The sequence below is a fragment of the Acinetobacter sp. ANC 4558 genome (assembly GCF_002135375.1).
Taxonomy (GTDB): Bacteria; Pseudomonadota; Gammaproteobacteria; order Pseudomonadales; family Moraxellaceae; genus Acinetobacter.
This window is the reverse complement of the sequence record NZ_NEGH01000003.1, coordinates 198739-219103: the sequence shown is the minus strand read 5'-3', so window position 1 is coordinate 219103 and position 20365 is coordinate 198739. Positions and strand designations below refer to the sequence as shown.

Genomic DNA, 20365 nt, shown 5'->3' with positions numbered 1-20365 from the left:
AAAAATGTCAAAAGTTTGGTTAATAACTGGTGCTGCACGTGGATTAGGTTATTCTATTGTTAATGCGGTTTTAAATAATGGTGATTATGTTGTTGCAACAGCTAGAAATACATCTGTATTTTCTGAACTTAAAGAACAATACCCAGAACATTTTACAAGTTTCGAATTAGATGTGACGAATGAACAACAAGCACAAGATGCTGTAAATTATACTCTTCAGCATTTTGGTCGTTTTGATGTATTGGTAAATAATGCGGGGTATGGCGAAATTCAACCCTTTGAACACGTATCCTCGGTAGACTTTAGAGCACAAGTTGAAACAAATTTGTTTGGTGTTGTGAATATGACTCGAGCAGCCATTACACCTATGCGCAAGCAAGGTTATGGCACAATTTTGCAAATATCTTCGGCAGGCGGTCGTTTAAGTAGTCCTGGATTATCTGCATATCAGGCTGCAAAATGGGCTGTTGGGGGCTTTAGTGATGTTGTGGCATTAGAAGTCGCACCTTTTGGTATCCGAGTTTGTACTTTAGAACCAGGTGGAATGCGTACAGATTGGGGACATCATGCGCGTTCAACAATCGACAAATTACCTGATGATTATCAAGAGAGCTTAGCAACATTTAAGTCTTTTATTGACACCTATGCTGGTCAGGAAGTCGGAGATCCTGAACGGATCTCGAAAATCATCATTGGTCTTGCAGCACAGTCGCAACTTCCAAACCGCTTATTACTTGGTTCAGATGCATTGCAATATGTAAGCGCTGCTGAACAAGTTCGTGATAACGATTTAAAACATTGGAAAAATGTAACATTAGCTGCTGACTTTGGTTCAGAAAATGTAGAATTTCCAAACTAATATGCTATTCATTATGATTATTCAAGAATGTGAGATTCATGTTCTTGAATAATTGGTAGTGTATTAAGAATGTTCTTTTATATTTTAATCATCAATATAGTATTTTTTATTAAAAATGTATAAAAAAAATACAATTAATCAATAAAATAATGATAAGTTAAAGTGCTATGATCTAGCATAAGTCTTTAATATTGCATTATTATACAGTTTAGATGTTAGTTGAGCCTCTTAATATCTATACTAAATATAAATAAAGGTATTATGATCGATGAGCGATGATTCAAATCGTGTGAATTTACAGCCTTCCGCCAAAGAAAATAGAATATCAACAACAGCATTAGTTGGGTGTGAGGAATGTGACACGATATCTAGAAAAGTAACACTGGCATCTGGTGAGCGTGCTTTTTGTGCGTGTTGTGGTGGTGAGCTTTATCAACCCCCAAAATCCTTAATGAATCTTTTAGCTTTGGTTGTGACGGCACTGATAGTATTTGTGTTAGCAAACAGTTATCCCATCGTTATTGTTGAATTACAAGGAAATAGTTCAGAAACGACTTTAATTGGTGCTGCAATGGCCATGTTTAAGATTGACCGCGCTTTTGTTGGTACACTGATATTGATCACCACATTTATTGTGCCATTGATTAATATTTTGTTGTTGCTTTATGTTTTAAGCTCTGTAGAAATACGAAAAATTCGTCCAAAATTTTTAATTCCAGCATTGCGTTTGTTATCGGCATTTCGTACTTGGGCGATGGTTGAGGTTTTTTTAGTGGGGGTGCTCGTTACACTCGTGAAATTAGTGGGAATGGTGGTGGTTATTCCAGGTATTGCTTTATGGGCATTTGCAATATTGAGCATTTTAATGGTTGCCATTGCATCGGTACAATTGCAGAATATTTGGAATGAAATTGATCGGTGTATGTCATGAAAATACAAGACATTTTCAAACAATTCACGACACAGCATAAGAATAAAGATGATGCCTTAAAAAATCATCCTAGATATATACGTGCGCAAGATTTGTCACTCATGATTTGTCAGTGCTGTGGCTTATTAAATACATATGAGCCGAATTTAGATAATCAGAAAAATATGACTACTAAATGTACGCGATGTAGTACCAAATTACGTTATCGTAAACAAAATAGTTTATCTCGAACTTTTGCATTAGTACTTGCAGCGAGTATTTTATATATTCCAGCAAATTTACTCCCGATGACTATTACCGATTCTTTATTTGGAAGCCAAAAAGATACCATATTAACTGGGGTTATCTATTTTTGGCAAAGTGGCGATTATTTGGTTGCAACGATTATATTTTGTGCAAGTATCTTTATTCCATTATTAAAACTCATTATTTTATTTTTTTTATTAATTGCTGTCCATTTTCAATCTACACAACGTGTAGAATTTTCACCATCAACATGTGCAAAGTTATACCGTATTGTTGAAATGGTCGGTCGATGGTCGATGATTGATGTATTTGTGGTCTCATTACTCACCGCATTAATTCAAATACAATCACTAGCAACCATTTTTGCAGGGCCAGGAGCTGTTGCTTTTGCTGCAGTTGTTGTATTGACCTTATTTGCATCTTTAAGCTTCGATCCTAGAATAATATGGGATAATTACTTCATTGCACTTGATCGGGATTTAAAACAAGACAAGTTATCTGAAAATTTAACGATTATTAAAGAAGATCCTATACTTTTTAATAATTCCTCAAACGCTAACCAATAAGAATGATGGATATGTCTGAAAATACCCCGACGAATGAAAGTCCAGAACCTAAAAAAACAGTCACAATACAAGTGAATGAACATGAGGTGAAGCAAATTAACAGTCAAACGTTGCCTGAGCCTAAAAAGAAAACAGGGAAGTGGAAATTGTCCATCATTTGGTTAATTCCAATCATTGCACTTTTAATTGCAATTTCACTTGCTGTTAAAGCCTTTCTCAGTGTAGGGCCAACGATTAGTGTATCTTTTAGAACCGCAGAAGGATTGGTTGAGGGAAAAACGGCGGTTCAATTTAGACAAGTGAATATTGGTTTAGTTCGTCAAATAAAGCTTTCAGATGATTTATCTCACGTGATTGTACAAATTGAATTGACTAGAGACGCGAGTAATTTTGCTTCCACCGATTCAAAGTTTTGGGTTGTTCGTCCTCGTATTGGTACAAGTGGGATTTCTGGAATTGACACCTTATTGTCAGGATCTTATATTGAAGTTGAGGGTGGAAAGGCTGCTGAGAAGAAAAAGGACTTTATTGGTCTGGAGTTTCCTCCCGTTGTTTCTTCTGACGTTCCTGGAAAATCATTTCTCTTAAAAGCGAGTGATTTAGGTTCACTTGATATTGGTTCACCTCTGTATTATCGTCGAATTAACGTAGGGCAAATTACAGCTTATAAACTTGCAAATGATGGAACTTCCGTTGAACTACAAGTTTTTGTTCGCGCACCTTATGATAAATTCGTAACAACAAATGCTCGTTTTTGGCAGGCAAGTGGTATTGATGTAAGTCTAAATGCTTCAGGCTTTAATCTTAAAACACAATCTCTGGCAAGCATTGTCGCGGGTGGAATTGCATTTGGTTATCCTGAGCATGCGAAAAAAGCAGAGGCTGCCGCAGATAAAAGTAATTTTGTGCTTTGGGGATCACAAGCAGATGCATTGAAAAATCCTGATGGTAAAGCGTATCCAATTGTCATGTATTTTGATCAATCATTACGTGGTTTAGCTGTGGGAGCGCCTATTGATTATATGGGCATTGATATTGGTGAAGTAACCTCAATTAATGCAGAGTTTAGTGATAATCATACTCAAATGCATATGCGGGCTGAAGCAATTATTTATCCATCACGAATCGCAGATGGCTCTGAAATGGATCCTAATGGTACTATCTTCAAAAACTTTATTCAAAATGGTTTACGTGCGCAAATGCGTACAGGAAACCTCATAACAGGGCAAAATTATATTGCCTTTGATCGATTCCCTAAAGCTAAAGCAGCATCATTAAAAACGCTTACAAATGGCATGATCGTTGTACCAACTGTGCCGCCTGAGTTAAGTAGTTTGCAAGCACAAGTATCTGTAATTGCAGATAAACTGAGCAAGTTCCCACTGACAGAGATTGGTGGTGATGTTCGCACAACCTTAAACAATATGAACACTGCAATTAATTCTACAGATAAATTAATTAAACAGCTTGATGGACAACTTGCACCTGAAATGCAAACAACGTTAGATGAAGTTCGTAAAACTGTGCAATCTGCTGATTCAATTTTATCGAGTGATTCACCGATGCAACAAGATATACGTCGTGCAGTTCAACAAATGACACGTGCTGCTGCTTCTATACAACTTATGGCAGATTATATTGAACAGCATCCTGAATCGTTAATTCGTGGGAAAAAACCAGAGGCGAAAAATGCGAAATAAAATTAATTTTACAAGAATGAATTTAAATAAAATGAGCATAGATTCTGTTGCGACCCGTTTTACCAATTTGAAACTACATCAATGTGGAATTTTCCTGCTTGCTTTGGGGGTAGGTGTTGGTTTCACTGGATGTTATCGATCAGTTGCTCCTAATTTTTATACACTGACACCTAAAATTACCCCTCTGGTTAGTTCAAATGTTAAATTAATTGAAGTTGTACCTGTTAGTTTACCTGAACGTTTGAATACCCCATTATTGGTATTACAGAATTCAAATGGTCAATCTTATATGTTGGATAATCAACGTTGGACATCAAGTTTGAGTAATGAATTACAAAGTGGTTTATCTGCTGGGCTACAGCAAAAGTTAGGGGCAATTGATGTTTATAATACAGGACTGACAGGAGGCAAAGCGTCTTATACCATTGCTACGGAATTTTCACGTTTTGATATTGTAGAACACATTGATAAAACAGAAGTTGAAGTCATGGCAGCATGGGTCATTAAGCGTAATGAGTCAAATAAATTAAATCGACAGAATACTGGAGAGAAGGAGCAGAAGGAATATGCACAATTAAATTGTCGTATGAGTTTTAAAAATAAAGTGATCGGACAAGAGCGTAACTTTTTGAATATTGTGAGTACTTATCAGAAATCACTTAATAAAATCATAGATGCTATTGCGACATCTACCATAGCAGTCGATGAGAGAAAAATACCTAAAATTGAAGGCGTGATGTGTTCTTAACCATTATTTACTTCACTAAACTTATATATACCTCATAAAGAAGAATTTATGAGGTATATTCTTATCATTTACGATTGGATGTTATAGCACTGCTTCAATTTTAAATAATCATAATAAAAACTATTTGTTTTGTAACGTGCATAATTACAATCGACTTTAAAGCTTGTTTCCTTTTCGTTATAGAGCATTTTAACTAAAGTATGTCCCTGATTATTTTGATAAATATCCCATTGTAAATTTGCGGCCATGGGCGAAATCTCTTCACCACGCCAAGTGCTTGTTTTATAACTGAACGTTTGATTGAGTGGTAAGGGTTGCATCATTCCTTGCAATTCTAAACTTGTTGCGAGTGGGATAATAATTTCAGCATGAGCAAAACGTAAAATAGCGGCATTTTTTTGTTTTGATGAAATGACTTGGTCAATTTGTTGAAATAAATCTTGCTTTAATGCTTCTGCTATATTTGAGGTAACTGCTTTTCCTGCGGTAAAGCTTGGACCTTTGCTATAAAAGTCATTTGCATCATTATATTCTGCATAAAACTTTGCAGCATGCTTAGGCATATATTTTTTGAAATCTGTTGCACCTAATTCATCTTTCATCCCTTCAGTAATTGAATATAATTCATATAAATATGCAGCAGCATCAACTGCATTACTGATGGTATTTTTACCTTTCCCTTTTTCGGTGACTTGCGTTCCATCTGGTGCTGTCACGGTAAAAGAGCCAACATTGCTAAAAGTATAATTATTTAGTCCAATTTTTTGGATAAAATCAGCTTTAAATAATGGACTTAAGACTTCATTTGCTATAGTTTGAGCAGTCGTGTCTATTGAGATTTCTTTGAGCTTTTGGGCTAAATCTGCATTATTTTCTTCAAAATTCTGGTAATCAAGACTTGCATCATATACTTTTTTTTCTAAGGCTGTTTGAATCTGGGTTAAATCATCTTTATTATTTAAACGATGAAAATAAAGTGTAAATCGATTAACACCACCATCTGCAATGCTCGGTACACTATTGCTATTTAGGCTTGTGTAACTGGTTGGGGTCATGAGTTTTTTAAGATTAGGCTGCTTTGTTAAAAGTTCATGACTAAAGAACTTAGCACTATCTACAGCACGATCTACGCCAGAACTTTGAATTTGTATTGATTTTCCTTGTAATTGCGCATTTTCAAATAATTGAGGTAAGCGTTGTAGCAATCGATTTGCAATACCACGGTGTTCCTTAATGCCAATGGATGTTTCATTTCCATAACCATACTGACGAATGCCTTCGACTCCAAAACCAAGTAAAATATTGGCTTTCATCATCGCTTCTAAATCTATGCCCAATTGTTCTCCCAAAGGAGTTAATGCATTTTCCTCTTTTGCTTTTTTCCATAAATTGTAGAGTGCTAAATCATATTTAATACTTGATAAACCACGTGAACCATGTCTTGCTACAAGTTCGGTAAAAACGGGATTATAACCTTTAGGGGAAGCTTCATAGCTCTCTAATTTTTGTTGAGGTTGATAGGCAACTTTTGTTTGTAAATAGCTGGATTCAGGTAATGGGGTGGTTGGTTTATTTGAATCTTTAGTTATACTGGTATCGTCATTATCACATGCTACTAATAGCATTGCAGATGAGATTAATCCTAGAGAAAGTAAAAATTTTGCAGTCATTTTAGATGATTTTAATGAAAATGCTTAGGGTAGTGAGTGAACATGTCAAATAGATGAAAGTTCCACATTAAATTTAAATATATAATTTGTAAATATCGGTGTCTGGTAATGAGTTTTTGGTAATTTTATCAATATATATTTCACAAAAAGCATATCAAATAAGACCATTGTAAATTAGATTTTATCATTCATGATACGTTATAGTTAATTTTTATGTGAATAGGATAATAATTATGACAAGAGCAAAAGATGAAAGATTAATTACCATTATTGGATGGATAGCAACTTTTACCTCAGTTTGCATGTACGTCTCTTATATTCCTCAAATCATAGACAATTTAGCAGGTTATAAAGGAAATCCAGTCCAACCTTTTGCGGCTGCAATTAATTGTTCATTATGGGTAATATATGGTTTAAAACGTAAAGATTATCCATTAGTTGCAGCCAATAGCCCTGGAATTATTTTTGGCGCCATTGCGACAGTGACGGCATTTTAAGTTTTACATTTCGCAGTGTTAAATGATTTATATCAGCTTTATTAGAAATATAAATTCATAACCAGTATTTTACTGATTTGGGGTGATATAAAATGAAATCTTACAATAGATTGAATTTTAAAATAAAAAAATGAACTAATTAATTATAAATTAATAAAATTAGCAACTTAAATGAAAAAATTACCCAGTACTTCCCGCAGCATTTATCATTACAGTAAACTAAGATAATCATAGAAGCTTATGTGCTATATCTGTGAATAAGACAAAAATATAAAAAATACCCATCAATTAAATTTAATAATTATATAAATGATAGTGATTATTGTTTTTATTACTATTGGTGATAAACTTATTGCATGAGTTTTCTCTATTAATCAAATAACTTGGTGCTTAAATTTTTAAATATGCAATTGAATATGATTGCTTTTAAAATGAATAATGGCAAAAAGATTGAGGTTATTTGAATAGATAGAGTGATTCCTCCACTTTTTAACATATTTTAGATCTCTGCTTATGTCCTATTTCTCTAGAAAACAACAGAAACCGTTATATTTAGCGATCCAAGCTATTTTAATTTCATCACTGGGTATGTTGTCTTTGTCGCAGGCAAAAGCTGAAGAAACAAAATTTACACAGGTTGAAAATAATGATCAACCTTCTGAATTACCAACCATTACATTAACAGCAGAAAATAATACAATTTCAGAGAGTACCGATAGTTATACAATCAATAACTCAAATACAGCCACAAAATTAAATTTATCTTTACGACATACCCCTCAAACGGTTGAGGTATATACACGTGAGTATTTAGATGATCGAAATATCGATTCATTTCAAGATCTGCTGAGTAATATTACGGGAGTCTCTACCAACCGAACAGATGAACGACAATCTGCATATGCCCGTGGCTTTGAGGTAGATTATTATCTAATCGATGGTATGCCCAGTACACTAACGTTAGGAACAGGTGATCCAGATTTAAGTATCTATGACAGAGTAGAAGTTGTAAAAGGTGCCAATGGTTTAATGGTTGGTGCGGGCAGCCCTGCAATGGGATTGAATATGATTCGAAAACGAGCGATTTCAAAAGAATTTTCAGGAAAAATACAAGCATCTGCAGGTTCATGGGATAGTTATTCAAGTGCTGTAGATTTATCTGCACCATTGAATCATGATGCATCCTTACGTGGTCGTATTTTTGTAAAACATTCTGATGAAAAGTCATTTATGGACTTTTACTCAAAAGAACGTAATGTTTTTTATGGTGCAGTAGACTATGATGTGTCAGATAAAACATCTCTATCATTTGCAGCTTCATATCAAGAATTAAACCGAGATGGGGTGAGATGGGGCGGACTACCTGCCTTTTATACAGATGGAACAAGAACAGATTTTGCTCGATCATTGACAGTGAGTTCAGATTGGACATTTTGGGATGTCAAATCTACAGCGTTGTTTGCGAATTTAAAACATAATTTGTTTAATGATGTGAATTTAAATGTCGCTTATGCTTATCGGAGAGATGATACCGATAGTTTTCTGTATTATACGACTGGACGTGTTGATAAATTAACCAATACCATACCAATTCAAAATGCATCGGTTTATAGAGATAAAAAACGGACAGATGAAAATAATATTGATATTTATTTTTCTGCGCCATTTACTGTTGCAGGTTTGGATCAAGAAATTATTCTAGGTGGTTCATGGAATAAAAGTGAACTTAAAAAGAATACGTATGGACAAACATTTGTTTCAAATGATCCTGCAAAAACTAAACAGAACTTAATTGATTTATTGGGGCAGGATGTCATTGATTTTAATCATATGAATACTCGGCTTAGAGGAAACTTAGCAATGGATAAAGTAAATCCATTGAATGAAACGACTCAAACTGCTGCCTATATATCTGGAAAATTTCATATTTTAGATCCGTTACGAATTATTGCAGGGTTGCGTATTTCAAATTGGAAATATGAATCTGAAAATAAAATTGGTAATCGCGAATTTAAAAATCAACTAACACCATATATGGGCATTATTTATGACATATCTCAAGATTATTCATGGTATGCCAGTTATACCAGTATTTTTAAGCCACAAAACAGAAAAGAAAAAAATGGAAACTTCCTTGATCCAGTAGATGGAAAAAGTTATGAAACAGGGATTAAAGGTGCATTTTTTGACAACCGCCTAAATGCAAGTTTAGCGATCTTTAGAATAGAACAAGACAATGCGGCACAACTACTTTTAAATGAGAAAGGTGAAAATGTTAAGGTAGATGGATTGACTGAGAATGCGTATTACGGAACAAAGGGTGTAGTCAGTAAAGGCGTGGAATTCAGTATAAGTGGTGCAATTAATGACAATTGGAGTGTCAATTTAGGTGTTGCAAACTTCAGTGCTAAGGATGCTTTTAAGAAAGATGTAAATCCAACAAACTCAAGAACCACTGCAGATTTCTTTATTAAATACCAAGAGGATCATTGGTTTACAGGAACAGGTCTCAATTACTATAGCAAAATTTATACACCTGTAGAGAACGTTAAAATTGAACGAGGCAATTTATACTTGGCGAATGCAATGATTGGTTATAAGTTTGATCAGAATATTAGTACACAATTAAATATTAACAATATTTTTGATAAAAAATATTATGATGGAATTGGTGCTAGTGCTATGGCGTGGGGAGCGCCACGTAACGTTACATTTAGCGTAGACTATAAGTTTTAATGATTCATTTTTGAAATGTAGTATTTAAATAAAAACCTCAACGATAAAGGTTGAGGTTTTTTGATGAACGTTGAGATCATAATGAAAACTAGTTTAAAAATGTATCTAATGAGTTTTCAACAGCAAAAACAGCGGCTTGTACGCGACTATTTAACTCCAACTTTCTTAAAATATTTTGTACATGCACTTTAACGGTGGATTCTGCAACATTCATTTTTCGTGCGATCACTTTATTGCTTGCACCTTTGGACAACCAGTATAAAGTTTCTTTTTCACGTAAAGTTAATATAGATAAAAGATCTTCTTTTTTTTCTGCTACTGGATCACGTAATTGTAAGATTAATTTTGTAGTCATTTCTGGTGATAAAATACTATCACCATCCAAGGCTTTATGAATACTTTCAAGTAGAAAATTTGTTTCTATATTCTTTAATAAATAGCCTCGAGCACCTAAACGCATACATTCTGTTAAATCTTGGGCATCTTCTGAAACCGTTAAAAGAATGACGATAAGATTAGGGTAACTATTTAATAATTGTGGTAGTGCTTCTCGACCGTTCATAGTCGGCATATCGAGATCAAGTAAAACCAAATCAGGGCGTAGTTGTTCAGCAAGTTTTATTCCAGCTAAACCATCGGTTGCTTCACCAACAACATTAAAATTTTCTTCTTGCTCTAATAAAAAGCGTAATCCTGTACGAAAAAGGGTGTGATCATCGATGAGCAATATATTTATAATAGTCATTTTCGTGTCCTTTAAAGCTGTTGACGTTGGATAGAAACATGAATACAAGTGCCTTGATTTATTGTCGATTCTATGTGAAAAGAACCGTTCACTTGTTTAATGCGTTCTTGCATAATATTTAATCCAATATGATGACCGTGCTCAGGTTTTTTACTATTGTAATTAAAGCCGATGCCATTATCTTGAATACTTAAAACAATTATTTCAGTATTATTATTAAAGTGAATAGTAACTTTTTTTGCATGTGAATGTTTTCGTACGTTTGAGAGTGCTTCTTGGATAATAAAAATAAATTGTATATGTTGCTGTGGGGTAAGGTCGACATTAGAAGATTGATATTTTAATTCAATTTCGATATTGGTTTGTTTTTTAAAACGTTCAAAAATGGAATACAAAACCTCTTCAAAAGATTGTTGATTTAATTTTAATCGAAAATTATTCAGCAACTCTCGTACATCGTCATAGCATTGTTTAATTCCTGTATTTAAAAAATCTAAATGCTTTTCAACGCGAGCCTGATCTTGTTTTTTTATGGCTTGATTGAGCATTTGCAATTGCATATTCATAAATGATAATGATTGTGCAATACTGTCATGCAAACCTTGTGAAATCATATTTCTTTCTTCTAAAACAGCAAGTTGTTTTTCTTTTAGAACTAATCTATTATTTTCAATGGTTGTTGCAAATTGACCACATAAAAGCTGAATTAACGATTGATTAGAGTAAGCTTCGGGTGAACTTTTTTCAAAATATAAGGTCATTAGTCCTAAAGTTTGCTCTCTTAAATGAATTTTATATACGATTAAATGATTCAAACCAAATTTGCGGCATAGGAATTCTGTAGATTCTTTATTTTGAAGATCGATATTAATATGAATGCTTTTTGAACAGAGCGCAGTGCCACAAAGACAAGACTTTGTTTCATTACATGCTTTATTTTTGATTAATTCGTGCGGTAAATTTATATGATGTGCAGTCCACATCTGCAAACCTTGTTGATTCAGAAGGCGAATACTTCCAGCTTTAGCAAATGATAAATCCATCATTTTTTGTAAAAACATATCTAACATCTGATGATCAAATGGCATTTTATGTAAATGATCTGTAATGCTATATAAGGTTGCTAATTCATGATTGGTTTTTTCTAAATCTTGTGTTTTCTGTTGAACTTTATGTTCTAAATTTTGATATGAATTTTCTAAACTATTTGCCATTTGATTAAACCCAACAGAAACCTGATGGAATTCATCATGTGTTTGTAAGTTCAATCGGACATTAAGATCACCTTGTGTAATTTTCTGCAATCCCTCATTAATACTTGATAAGGGGCGAATGACTAACCGATTTAATAAGTGAAGAGATAGCAGTGCAGATACGAAAGCCATAAACATCAATAAGATTTGAGCAATTCGCATCACATAAATATTATGTGTATTTTGTGATTCAATATTTTTAACTAACTGATTGATTTGTTCTATAAAATAAGGTGTTTCAAGAATGAGTTGATGCTGCAATTGAGGGTTATTCTGTGCCTCAATAAATTGCGGTTTAATTTTTTTAAATTCTCGATTAATTCGTTCTATTTGTTTAGTATATGGTGCTTGTTCGAAAGGGTTCCAAACTGTTGGTGTGTTATTTAAAATAGAGAGAAATTTAATTTTTTCTTCAAAAACATTAATTTCATGATGAAGTTGAGTGTTTTGTTGTGATTGAGCTAAAATGACCAAATAATAAACTTGCTTACGTAAACTTCCAGCTTCATTAATTGCAATACCTCGATCTTCTAATTTCCACGTAATATTCAAAGTAAGACCAACAAAAAATAACGCACCAATAAGCCATAAACTAATGGCGAAAAAAAGTTTATGAGATAAAGTATTCAGTTTAAATAAGTTCATTTTAATGTTTAACAACTTTATTTTTTACTCCATTCACCAGAGCGACCACCCGTTTTGTAAATGAGCTGAATATTTGAAATTTTCATTTCTTTATCAATCGCTTTAAGCATGTCATATATGGTTAACAAACCAATATTAGTTGCACATAATGCTTCCATTTCTACACCAGTTTGGCCGACACTCTCAGTTGTAACTTGAATGATAATTCGATGCTCATTAGGAAATAATTTAAACGCTACAGAGACATGTGTAAGCGAAATTGGATGACATAACGGAATTAAAAAAGACGTTTGTTTACTTGCCTGAATAGCAGCTATACGGGCAATTCCAAGTACATCTCCCTTTTTATTATTACCATCTAAAATACATGCAAAAGCAGCCTCAGAAAGAAAAATACTTCCTTCAGCAATTGCACTACGTTTCGTTAATTTTTTTTCTCCGATATTGACCATATGAGCTTGCCCATGCTGGTCAAAATGTGACAACTGTTGATTGAATGACATATATATTCCTTTTGTTTTTAATTATTTTACTCTTCTTAAGAGGGGGGCAATATCGGTCAAAGTGATTATTGTTGATCTTATTTTAACGATCTAGACTATAAAATAAATACTTGGTATGAGATAAATTGTATGATTTATATTCAATATTTTGGACCATTAGCATCTGAACTTGGAATTCGAACTGAAACACTTCCTTGGAATAATGGTGGGACAACAGAGACTTTATTAGAGTTACTCAGATCAAGAAATTCACGTTGGAAAAATGCACTTGCTGCAGAAAAGATTTTCAAAATAGTTGTAGAAAAAAAAATTTGCCATGATGTTGTTGAAATTTTAGATGGCGCAGAAGTTGCAATTTTACCTCCTGTAACTGGAGGCTAATCCATGAACCTGCTTATTCAAATTGAAAATGATACTTTGAATATTAAACAATATCAAAAATTTATAAATTCATTGAATCATGATTATGGCGCACAAGTAACATTTACGGGCTATGTTCGTAAGCATGATTATGCAGAATCAATTACGTACTTATACATTGAACATTATCCACAAGTGACTGAGCAAGAAATTAAAAATATTGTTCAACGGGCACAGCAACAATGGCTATTAGAAGCAGTTGTTGTTGCACATCGTGTTGGAAATATAGCAGTTGGGGAACCTATTGTTTGGGTGATGACACAAAGTAAACACCGATTAGATGCCTATGCTGCGAATGAATTTATCATGGATTATTTAAAAGTATCAGCACCATTTTGGAAAAAAGAGTCCTTTCAAAATGGACATGAATGTTGGGTTAATGCAAAAGATTATGATCAAGAGAAATTTAAAAAATGGGTCAATTAATCAATGCTCATTTAGGTGCTTTAATTCTCGCTGGAGGTTTAGGCAGTCGAATGGGGTATAAAAATAAAGGTTTAGTTCGATTTGGTACAGATCATTTAATTGATCCAATTCTTTCTGTTTTAAAAAAACAGTGTGTTTATGTTGCAATAAGTGCAAATCAAGATGTTGAGCAATATACCAAAAAAAATGTTGATGTGTGGATAGATCAAATACCTTGGAAAGGTTTAGGGCCGTTGGCTGGTGTATGTAGCAGTGTTCTTCATTTCCCTGAACATATTGAATATATACAAGTTGTTCCTTGTGATTCTCCGTTTTTAAATTCAACGATTATTCAACGTTTAACTCAAAAGCTTCTAACAACTCATGCCTTAGCTGTTTATGCAAAAACTGAATCACAAATTTATCCCGTTATTTTTCAATTTAAACGTTCTGCATTGTTGCAGTTATCTGAATATTTAATTGCATCAAATAAACGTAGTATTCGGCAGTGGCTCATTGAAATTGATGCAATTGCAGTAAATTTTGAAGAAAATGAAAATTTTATCAATATAAATGACCTTAATACACTAAATCAATATATGAAAAATAAGAGATGAATGATGACATTAATTTCCTATGAACATGCATTTGATAAATTAATTCAACAACTCAGCGCAACCCAAAAAACAGAGCTTGTTCCTATTGAACAGGTGTTAGGAAGGGTTTTAGCCCAACCAATTATTGCACAATTTAATTCTCCAATTTTTGACAATAGTGCAATGGATGGTTATGCAATTTGTGGACTCAATGAACAGCATTGGACACTCACTGATTATGTTGCAGCAGGTGACTCAACTCAGCATATACAAATGAAGGCTGGCGAAGCAGTGAGAGTTTTTACAGGAGCCGCGATCCCAGTGGGTACAGAAGCGGTAATTGCGCAAGAAAATGTTAATATTGTTAATAATACAATAATTTGCTTAGCGTCGATTAAGGCAAATCAACATATTCGATTTCAGGCTGAAGAATATGCTAAAAATGAAGTTTTAATAAATAAAAATCAATGTATTAGTGCAACGCAGATTGGTGTAATTGCAAGTCAAGGGATAACCAAAATATTATGTTATCAACAATTAAAAGTGACTGTTTATTCCAGTGGTAATGAACTTCAAACATTAGATCAAGAATTACAAGAAAATCAAATTTATGATAGTAATCGTGCAATGTTGTTAAGCTTATTAAAAAATAATCCCTTTATTCAATATAGCGATGGGGGAATATTACCAGATGATGAAAACACAATTCAGGATCAATTGATGAATGCTGAAAAAACCAGTGATGTTGTTTTAATCTCTGGTGGTGCATCTGTTGGAGATAAAGACTATACCAAGAAAGTTCTTGAAGAATTAGGTGAAATACATCATTGGAAAATAGCAATTAAACCGGGAAAACCCTTTGCATGGGGAAAAATTAATAATACAAAAGTTTTTGTACTACCTGGAAATCCAGTTGCTTGCTGGGTGACTTATTTTGTTCTAGTTTTACCTGCATTAAAAATTTTAGCAGGTATTAATCAAGCGTATGCGATACCGAAGCGTATACAAGCAAAAGCAGCGTTTGAAATTCAGAAAGTTCAAAGTCGACTGCAGTTCTTACGTGGAAATTTAATAATAGAAGAATGTCAGTTGCACGTAAAAATTCATCCACTCCAAAGTAGTTCGATGCTTGTCAATTGTGTGAATAGCAATGTATTAGCGATAGTTCCTGCAAATGAAGTAATCGAATATGGTCAAAATATTCAAGTGATCTATTTAGATTTAATTTAAGAGGTTGTAATGGAAACAGTAAAAATTGGTTTAGTGTCTGTAAGCGATCGTGCATTCAATGGCATATATCAAGATCAAGGAATTCCTGCACTCAGAGAATGGTTAACGATGGCTTTAAAAAATCCATTTCATTGTATAGAAAAATTAATTCCAGATGAGCAAGAATTAATTGAGCAAGTTTTAATTGATTTAGTTGATATTCAAAAGTGTGATTTAATTTTAACCACTGGTGGCACAGGACCCTATCCAAGGGATGTTACTCCAGATGCAACATTAAATATTGCTGATCGTATTATTTCAGGGTTTGGTGAGCAAATGCGTCAAGTGAGCTTACATTTTGTACCTACCGCGATTTTGTCTCGTCAGGTTGGGGTCATTCGAGGTAATAGTTTGATTTTAAATTTGCCTGGGCGACCTAAAGCTATTGCGGAAACTTTATCTGGTGTCAAAACCGAAGATGGACAGATTAAAGTTCATGGTATTTTTGCAGCAGTTCCTCTGTGTATTGATGCAATTGGTGGACCATATATTGAAACAAATCATCAAATTTCTGAAACATTTAGGCCAAAGAATTTTGATTAATTTTATGGAGCACCGCGATGTATAAAAAAATAATATTAGTGTGGGCTTTTCTATTTTGGCAAACATCGGTTTTTTCGGCAGAAATTACGGTTGCAGCCGCATCAAGTTTAACTGATGCTTTTAAGGTTATTGCGCAAGATTTTGAAAAGAAATATCCAAAAACTAAAGTAAATTTAACATTTGCTTCATCAGGAACCTTATTGCAACAATTACGGCATGGTGCGCCTATTGATGTTTTGGCTACAGCAGATCAGCAAACCATGAATGAAGCACATACATTTGGCTTAATTCAAACTAAAACTCGAATTAATTTTACATCCAACCAATTGGTCCTGATTGCACCAAAGAATAGTAAAATTCAAATAAATGACTTGAGGATTTTAAAGCAAGAACAAGTGAAACATATTGCAATAGGGAATCCTGCGTATACGCCTGCTGGACGTTATGCACAAGCCGTATTAAAACAACAAAATTTATGGGCTACAATTCAAAAGAAATTAATTAAGACTCAAAATGTGCGTCATGCTTTAGATTATGTTGCACGTGGTGAGGCACAGGTTGGATTTGTTTTTTCTTCAGATGTGCTGAACCAGATAAATAAAGTAAAAATTGTAATGAATATTCCAACTTTACAACCGATTCAATATCCAATTGCAGCGACGACTAAAACACAGCATATTCCTGAATCTAATTATTTTATTCAATACGTGAAAAGTGAAGCAGGACAGAACGTTCTACAACACTATGGTTTTAGATTTTAAATTATTATGATGTGGATTGATCAAATACAACCCATCGCAATAGCACTGTGGCTTTCATTACAAGTTGCATTTTTTGCGACATTGATTAATTTTATCTGTGCTGTGTTATGTGCTGCATTTTTATTTAAATTTAAAAATCGATGGACCAGTTTATTTGAGAGTTTTTTAACTTTACCTATGGTTTTACCACCAACGGTACTTGGCTATTATTTATTGGTTTGTTTTGGTAGTCAAAGTGTTTTTGGAGATTGGCTATCTTCTTTAGGCATTCAACTGATTTTTACCTTAAAAGGTGCAATTATTGCGGCTGCTGTCGTGACATTTCCATTGGTATTGAAACCTATTCAAGCTTCATTTGAACAAATTCCTCAAGTTATTTTAGATTCATCAAAAGTCATTGGTTTAAGTGAGTGGCAACGCTTAGTGATTATTATTTCACCTATGGCATGGGAGTCTGTACTTGCGGGATTATTATTAGGATTTGCACGTAGTCTAGGTGAGTTTGGTGCGACATTAATGATTGCAGGAAATATTCCAGGTAAAACTCAAACGATTTCTATTAGTATTTGGGAAGCTGTACAGGCAGGAGATGATCAACTGGCGATTGCTTTAGTCGTCATTATTTCGATCGTTTGTATCGCGATTCTATGGTTAGTAAAAATACTCAATCAACGCCATTGGAAACAATAAAATGAATAAATCACCAAAGATCATCAATATGTCAGTTGAGTTCGAATATCTTTATCAAATTGCGTTACGTAAAAGATCGTCACAACCTCTTGATTTATTGAATTGCCAATTGATATCGAATGCGAAGTCAATTGTGATTATGGGAGCATCAGGTTCAGGAAAAACATTATTTTTAAAAAGCTTAGCTGGATTACTCTCAATTGATGAAGGATACATTCATTTTCAGGATCAAACATTTTTAGATATACAAAACAAGATTAATATGCCGATAAAAAGTAGAAAAATATCATATTTATTTCAGGAGTTTGCTTTATTTCCCCATTTAACCGTTGCACAAAATATTGCTTTAGCAAGCACAAGATCAATTTTTAGTCTAAGAAAAAATAAAGCGGTAAAAATTGCTGAAAAATGGTTGGATTTAGTTGATTTATCTAATTTTTCATTAAGCTATCCACAGCAATTATCCGGTGGTCAAAAACAGCGTGTAGGGTTGGCGAGGGCTTTAGCTGCGGAACCTAATCTTTTATTATTAGATGAGCCATTTTCTGCTTTAGATCAACATTTACGTGCTGAAATGAGACAATGGGTCAAATGGATTGTCGAACAGCATAATATTCCCATGATTTTAGTGACACATGATATTGATGACGCTGATTATTTTGCAGATGAATTGTGGACAATGCAGCAGGGCGTTTTAAGCAAATAAAACCCGATAAGAATAAATCAATTAGAAAAATAGATTATCCTCCTGTCATGGACATGACTCGAATAAGTTTTTTAGGTTTTTCTATAAATTCATGTTGGAATGGTTTTAATTGGACAGCATGTTGAATTGCGCGTTGTAATTCAAGATCATTGACATTATTTTTAAGCAATGGGGCGAGAGAATATTGGTGTTCATGACCTAGACACATATATAAAGTACCATCAACCGACATACGAACGCGATTACAGCTTTGGCAAAAATGCTGAGATAATGGCGTGATATATCCCATTAAAAATGTACCTTCTTGATTTTGCCAATATCGTGCTGGCCCACCACCATATTTTTTTTCAGTGGGTTGTAATTGAAAAGTTTTACTTAATCTTTCAATTACAGGCTGTAAATTGAAATATTGATGATTTTGGGCAGTAGCTCCCATTGGCATAAGTTCAATTAAGCGAAGTATAAATTCATTTTGAATACAGAATGCGACCATTTTTTCAATTTCATGTTCATTGATCCCAGTCAATACCACCATATTAATTTTTGTTTTTTCAAAACCTGCATTTTTCGCTGCTTTTAGACCTTTCATTATTTTTGCTTGAACATCTGTTCCCACTATTTTATATAAATTATCTTGTGAAAGAGAATCTAAGCTAATGTTTAAACGATCTAAACCAGCTTGTCTTAAGTCATCTGCATAATTTTCTAATTGTGTTGCATTTGTACTTAAAGATAAATCTTCAACTCCATAAATTGATTTTAAACGTTGTACTAGTTGGACGATATTTTTACGTAACAAAGGTTCACCGCCAGTAAGTCGAAAACGGCGTGTTCCCAGCAATGCAAATTGTCGAACAATACGTTCAATTTCGTCAAAATTCAACCAGTGTGAAGGTTTTTCAAACTCTGTAAATCCTTTAGGGATACAATACGTACAACGTAAGTCACAACGATCAGTAATGGAAATACGTAAATAATCTACGGTGCGTCCATAAGTATCTTGTAGCATAACTTGCCTCTATTTTAGGAATTTTATAAAAATTATACGTTTTGTATCGTTCAAATTCTTTTCATCAAAAGGAGGATTTATCTAGTTATAAAGGCTTAGATATTAATTGAGTAATTAGTGAAGACGACAAACAGGACAGTTAGGATTTTTCTCTAATACTAAATCATAGGTTGAGAAATTAAGCCCCTCAAATTGTACGAATTTTCCTATGGAAGAGAAGCCAAATCCGATAATAAGCTTCATAACTTCCGCTGCTTGAGCGGCGCCAATTTGATGTACAAGTGCAGAAAAGACCCCATTTTGTGAACAGCTTTTATCTTCAGTTTCTAACTGTGGAAACATACAGGCATAACAAGGAGAATGGGGCTGATTATGGTCAAAGACGGCCAATTGACCACTAAATTGAATGACTGATGCACTGACTAACGGAATATGATATTGAACTGCTGCAGCATTAATTAAATGTCTGGTTTTTGAATTGTCTGTACAGTCAACAATGACATCGCTTTGTGGCGCATATTGAGCCAGCAAATTCGTATCAATACAAGAATTGATTGCAGTAATTTTGATATTTTCATTCCGTTGTAATAAATAATGCGTTAAAACATCAACTTTAGATTGTTGAACATCTTTTGCAGTAAATGTAAATTGCCTTTGTAAATTACTATAATCGATCATATCATGATCACAAAGAATTAAATGTCCAATGCCTGCACCAGCTAAAATAGGAATGCATGCATTCCCTAAACCACCACATCCAATTACCATCACAGTCGCGTGTTGTAGTTTTTCTTGACCTTCTAAGTCGATTTCATCTAGAAAAATATGTCGACTATAACGGAGTAATTCATTTTCATTCATAAGGCA

Annotated in this window: 21 protein-coding genes; 15 read left to right on the top strand and 6 right to left on the bottom strand. The window is 33.7% G+C overall.

Features of this window, described 5'->3' with window-relative positions:
- Nucleotides 1–4: 4 nt before the first annotated feature.
- The 5 genes from B9T31_RS05595 to B9T31_RS05575 all read left to right on the top strand — a co-directional run bounded on the left by B9T31_RS05595 (nt 5) and on the right by B9T31_RS05575 (nt 5050).
- Nucleotides 5–859: an SDR family oxidoreductase gene (locus B9T31_RS05595; RefSeq protein WP_086180970.1), complete on the top strand. Its 855-nt coding sequence runs from the start codon at nt 5–7 to the stop codon at nt 857–859.
- A 268-nt stretch (nt 860–1127) separates the two neighbouring features.
- On the top strand, nt 1128–1790 hold the full coding sequence (locus tag B9T31_RS05590; RefSeq protein ID WP_086180969.1) for a paraquat-inducible protein A: 663 nt from the start codon (nt 1128–1130) through the stop codon (nt 1788–1790).
- Nucleotides 1787–2602, top strand: coding sequence for a paraquat-inducible protein A (locus B9T31_RS05585; protein ID WP_086180968.1), 816 nt, complete (start codon nt 1787–1789; stop codon nt 2600–2602). The genes B9T31_RS05590 and B9T31_RS05585 overlap by 4 nt, the downstream gene beginning before the upstream one ends.
- Before the next feature lie 11 nt (nt 2603–2613).
- Nucleotides 2614–4302, top strand: coding sequence for an intermembrane transport protein PqiB (locus B9T31_RS05580; protein ID WP_086180967.1), 1689 nt, complete (start codon nt 2614–2616; stop codon nt 4300–4302).
- Between the two features lie 31 nt (nt 4303–4333).
- Nucleotides 4334–5050 (top strand): PqiC family protein, encoded by a 717-nt coding sequence (locus B9T31_RS05575; RefSeq protein WP_086181084.1) that lies wholly within the window; start codon nt 4334–4336, stop codon nt 5048–5050.
- 68 nt (nt 5051–5118) lie between these two features.
- Here B9T31_RS05575 and B9T31_RS05570 read toward each other — a convergent pair whose 3' ends face one another.
- The gene (locus B9T31_RS05570) at nt 5119–6720 is read right to left on the bottom strand and encodes a histidine-type phosphatase (RefSeq protein WP_086180966.1); all 1602 of its coding nucleotides are present in this window, start codon (nt 6718–6720) and stop codon (nt 5119–5121) included.
- Nucleotides 6721–6953: 233 nt separating this feature from the next.
- Here B9T31_RS05570 and B9T31_RS05565 point away from each other — a divergent pair, with 233 nt between their 5' ends.
- Nucleotides 6954–7217 (top strand): SemiSWEET family transporter, encoded by a 264-nt coding sequence (locus B9T31_RS05565; protein WP_086180965.1) that lies wholly within the window; start codon nt 6954–6956, stop codon nt 7215–7217.
- Nucleotides 7218–7730: 513 nt separating this feature from the next.
- Nucleotides 7731–9953: a TonB-dependent siderophore receptor gene (locus tag B9T31_RS05560; RefSeq protein ID WP_086180964.1), complete on the top strand. Its 2223-nt coding sequence runs from the start codon at nt 7731–7733 to the stop codon at nt 9951–9953.
- Between the two features lie 88 nt (nt 9954–10041).
- Here the strand turns inward: B9T31_RS05560 and B9T31_RS05555 are convergent, their stop codons facing one another.
- Genes B9T31_RS05555 through moaC form a run of 3 tightly spaced genes read right to left on the bottom strand, consistent with a single transcriptional unit; the run spans nt 10042 to nt 13099 of the window.
- Nucleotides 10042–10698, bottom strand: coding sequence for a response regulator (locus B9T31_RS05555; RefSeq protein ID WP_086180963.1), 657 nt, complete (start codon nt 10696–10698; stop codon nt 10042–10044).
- Between the two features lie 11 nt (nt 10699–10709).
- A complete protein-coding gene (locus tag B9T31_RS05550; RefSeq protein WP_139840900.1) occupies nt 10710–12611 on the bottom strand; it encodes a histidine kinase in 1902 nt (633 codons plus the stop codon).
- 2 nt (nt 12612–12613) lie between these two features.
- Nucleotides 12614–13099, bottom strand: a complete 486-nt coding sequence (moaC, locus tag B9T31_RS05545; RefSeq protein WP_086180961.1) for a cyclic pyranopterin monophosphate synthase MoaC — start codon at nt 13097–13099, stop codon at nt 12614–12616.
- Nucleotides 13100–13228: 129 nt separating this feature from the next.
- Between moaC and B9T31_RS05540 the strand changes: the two genes are divergently transcribed.
- Genes B9T31_RS05540 through B9T31_RS05505 form a run of 8 tightly spaced genes read left to right on the top strand, consistent with a single transcriptional unit; the run spans nt 13229 to nt 18489 of the window.
- On the top strand, nt 13229–13480 hold the full coding sequence (locus tag B9T31_RS05540; protein WP_086180960.1) for a MoaD/ThiS family protein: 252 nt from the start codon (nt 13229–13231) through the stop codon (nt 13478–13480).
- 3 nt (nt 13481–13483) lie between these two features.
- The gene (locus tag B9T31_RS05535) at nt 13484–13945 is read left to right on the top strand and encodes a molybdenum cofactor biosynthesis protein MoaE (RefSeq protein WP_086180959.1); all 462 of its coding nucleotides are present in this window, start codon (nt 13484–13486) and stop codon (nt 13943–13945) included.
- Nucleotides 13933–14541 carry a molybdenum cofactor guanylyltransferase gene (gene mobA / locus B9T31_RS05530; protein WP_086180958.1) on the top strand — a complete coding sequence of 203 codons (609 nt, stop codon included), beginning with the start codon at nt 13933–13935 and terminating at the stop codon, nt 14539–14541. The genes B9T31_RS05535 and mobA overlap by 13 nt, the downstream gene beginning before the upstream one ends.
- Complete coding sequence (locus B9T31_RS05525; protein ID WP_086180957.1) at nt 14542–15750, top strand: molybdopterin molybdotransferase MoeA; 1209 nt, start codon at nt 14542–14544, stop codon at nt 15748–15750.
- A gap of 9 nt (nt 15751–15759) precedes the next feature.
- Entirely contained in the window at nt 15760–16332 is a 573-nt protein-coding gene (gene mog, locus B9T31_RS05520) for a molybdopterin adenylyltransferase (protein WP_086180956.1), read from the top strand.
- Nucleotides 16333–16349: 17 nt separating this feature from the next.
- Nucleotides 16350–17093, top strand: a complete 744-nt coding sequence (gene modA / locus B9T31_RS05515) for a molybdate ABC transporter substrate-binding protein (protein WP_086180955.1) — start codon at nt 16350–16352, stop codon at nt 17091–17093.
- A 6-nt stretch (nt 17094–17099) separates the two neighbouring features.
- The gene (modB, locus tag B9T31_RS05510) at nt 17100–17783 is read left to right on the top strand and encodes a molybdate ABC transporter permease subunit (RefSeq protein ID WP_228145983.1); all 684 of its coding nucleotides are present in this window, start codon (nt 17100–17102) and stop codon (nt 17781–17783) included.
- A 1-nt stretch (nt 17784) separates the two neighbouring features.
- Nucleotides 17785–18489: a sulfate/molybdate ABC transporter ATP-binding protein gene (locus tag B9T31_RS05505; protein ID WP_213033224.1), complete on the top strand. Its 705-nt coding sequence runs from the start codon at nt 17785–17787 to the stop codon at nt 18487–18489.
- Between the two features lie 34 nt (nt 18490–18523).
- Here the strand turns inward: B9T31_RS05505 and moaA are convergent, their stop codons facing one another.
- Together moaA and B9T31_RS05495 are read right to left on the bottom strand one after the other, a co-directional pair.
- Nucleotides 18524–19498 carry a GTP 3',8-cyclase MoaA gene (moaA, locus tag B9T31_RS05500; RefSeq protein WP_086180954.1) on the bottom strand — a complete coding sequence of 325 codons (975 nt, stop codon included), beginning with the start codon at nt 19496–19498 and terminating at the stop codon, nt 18524–18526.
- Nucleotides 19499–19612: 114 nt separating this feature from the next.
- Complete coding sequence (locus tag B9T31_RS05495) at nt 19613–20359, bottom strand: HesA/MoeB/ThiF family protein (protein WP_086180953.1); 747 nt, start codon at nt 20357–20359, stop codon at nt 19613–19615.
- Between the last annotated feature and the right edge of the window lie 6 nt (nt 20360–20365).